2 protein-coding genes are annotated in these 2,391 nt (G+C 55.0%); both read left to right on the top strand.

Annotated features, from left to right (window positions below):
- Nucleotides 1-553: 553 nt before the first annotated feature.
- The gene (locus tag IVA82_RS01415; protein ID WP_247383229.1) at nucleotides 554-736 is read left to right on the top strand and encodes a hypothetical protein; all 183 of its coding nucleotides are present in this window, start codon (nucleotides 554-556) and stop codon (nucleotides 734-736) included.
- A gap of 644 nt (nucleotides 737-1,380) precedes the next feature.
- On the top strand, nucleotides 1,381-2,289 hold the full coding sequence (locus tag IVA82_RS01410; RefSeq protein ID WP_247383228.1) for a hypothetical protein: 909 nt from the start codon (nucleotides 1,381-1,383) through the stop codon (nucleotides 2,287-2,289).
- Nucleotides 2,290-2,391: the final 102 nt, after the last annotated feature.

Genomic DNA, 2,391 nt, shown 5'->3' with positions numbered 1-2,391 from the left:
GACGACATGACCCCGGATCAAGCCTACTTCAACCTTCCGCCGCTCCGCGTGGCGGCCTAATCTCGGCAGAGGCTCCACTTATCGACGCGGAAAGTCTGTTCAGACAAGCGGGACCAGCTCTGGTCGCCAAGAAGAAGCATAAAGCGTAGGTGCGTCGCATCTCAATTCCCTCCTAAAATAAGCTGATTGAAAATTATGTCGGCCCATTGGGCCAGAGCAGATTAGCACAATCAATATGGAGGCAGGGTTATATTGGATGAGGAAGACCTCGACATCTTCCGCGGCGCAACACGGTTCGCGGAGCAAAGCGTCAGCGTCATCTCGGTACCGGCTCCGTATTGCGGATGACGGGGCGGAATGGTCGAGGAAAGCGCCGGACATAGGCTGTAGGTTGTCGACGTAGCGGTTGGCCGCTCGGAACAGCGCGAGGATGACTTGGCTAGCAGCATCAAAATGACGGCGAACTGAGGTAAGCCCGGCGGACTGTGAATTGCGGGGAAATCACCAGCGGATCGGCACGATCAACTTAGGTTTCTGCTTGTATGTTGTTGCTATGCCACGCCAACGCACCAACTCTGCTCTGGATCAGTACGAGCTGACGGTCGATGAGATCGTCGCCGCTTGTGACGGTGATCTGCACGATGCGCTTCGAGCGCTCATGCTCCTCAATGAGCAGCTAGAGCAGGAGCTGGCGCTTATGAGCGGGGTCTGTCTTCCTGATCAGCGACTGCACTAAGGCCTGTGCGCGGTGTAGGTGGCGCCCAGCGCATCGGCGTCATCTCGGCCGCCGCGTCCATGTTTGAGATCACGCGCGCGCTACAATGGGGAAGACGCCGGGCATTGGGTTAAGGTTGCGGACCAGCGCATTCCTAATGCGCAAGCCGCAACCCCGCTACCTGGACGACCGCGGACCAAGAAAAAACCACTGATTAGGCCAACCACTTGAACGATCATGCACTTTCCGCAGTTATGGTCTGTCAAAGTCTCTTCGAGTCATGTTGTCGCGCTAGCGCGCGGGATTTTGACAGCAAACTCAAATGCTTATTGGCATAGCAGTTTTCGGCGACCTACATCAGCGTTTTTTTGCAAGAGCGCTGATGACCTTGCATCCTGCTCAAGGCTTTACAATCGTTCAGGATTTTTCTTGAGCGCCGAATAATCTTGGCACAACGGGGCGAGGCTGACCCAATGGCGACATCGGTTTGGATTGTCCGAGCCAACAGCACGGAGCCAATGTGGTGGACCAATTTCAACGACTCGAAATACACTTTTTCGGAGCAGTTATCCGGGCCGACGGAGTGGTCGGCATAGCTGCGGCGGTTGTGATTATAACCATCATTCTATTGATGTACTTGCACCCCGAGGGGCTGTGATCCGACAATGGCGCTAACGCTCAAGCAATTAATAGAGTTCTACCGAAGTGATTTGGACTCGCCTTTCCAAAAACTTCGCTATCAGGTGCGCATCAAGCAGGGCCGCACGTTCGATCGGATAAGTGAAAAATACGGCCACCATCAGCTCCGAGGCATTAAGGCGCCAACGCTGGTTTACTGGTACAAAGTTTCGGGTTCTGGCGGTAGGGTTGCCGCTGCGAATGAAACGATCGCGCGGCTTCGGGCTCTATTTAAATTTGGCTTTACGCTGCTCGAAGATCCAGAGTGCAAGCGTCTTGCGGAGCTCCTTCGCGAGAGCCGGTTTGGCACTCAGGGACCACGTCTCGTGCAACTTACTGCCGAGCACGTCCAAGCAATCCGCCGCACTGCTCGCGAACACTTTGGTTGGTATTCGATAGCTCTCGTCCAAGCGTTTCAATTCGAATTGAGACTTAGCCAAAAGGATGTAATCGGTGAGTGGGTTCCTATCGACGAGCCGGGAAGCTCCGATTTCGAAATCCATGGTCGGAAGTGGCTTCGTGGCCTACGTTGGTCCGACATCGACAAAAATTTGATCTTGCGACACACGACAGGATCAAGCGGCCGCCTGATCGAAGTCGATCTGAAGAAGGCTCCGATGGTGCTGGCGGAGGTCAAGGCAATTGGCCTCGACATTTTGGCCCTTCCATCGTCCGGCCCAATCATCATAAACGATGTTACCGGCTTACCTTGGTCCACGACCGAATTCCGCAGAAAGTGGAGATTGGTGGCTAAGCAGGCTGGGGTACCTGATCTGGTAAAGAACAGGGACAGCGTTCCGACGGGAACTATAGTGGGCGGACCGGATCAGGCTCCAGTCTCGCAGCGGATTACGCTTGCGCGCATAGGTCAAAGTTTAAGAAGGGGCCGTCGCTAGAAGGTAACCGGCATGAGGCCCCCACCTCGCCATCGCGAGGTTCGCCTGCGATACAGCCTGGCATGAGCTGATCGGTGGAGGTGAAGCGATGGCAAATGCCAT

The sequence above is a fragment of the Bradyrhizobium sp. 142 genome, from assembly GCF_023074015.1.
In the GTDB taxonomy this organism is placed as follows: Bacteria; Pseudomonadota; Alphaproteobacteria; order Rhizobiales; family Xanthobacteraceae; genus Bradyrhizobium.
The sequence above is the reverse complement of the archived record's forward strand: the minus strand, read 5'-3'. Positions and strand labels throughout refer to the sequence as shown.

What these genes read in the sequence shown, in the direction of transcription:
- IVA82_RS01415 (WP_247383229.1), top strand. Translation starts at nt 554, where the DNA reads ATGCCACGCCAACGCACCAACTCTGCTCTGGATCAGTACGAGCTGACG.
- IVA82_RS01410 (WP_247383228.1), top strand. Translation starts at nt 1,381, where the DNA reads ATGGCGCTAACGCTCAAGCAATTAATAGAGTTCTACCGAAGTGATTTG.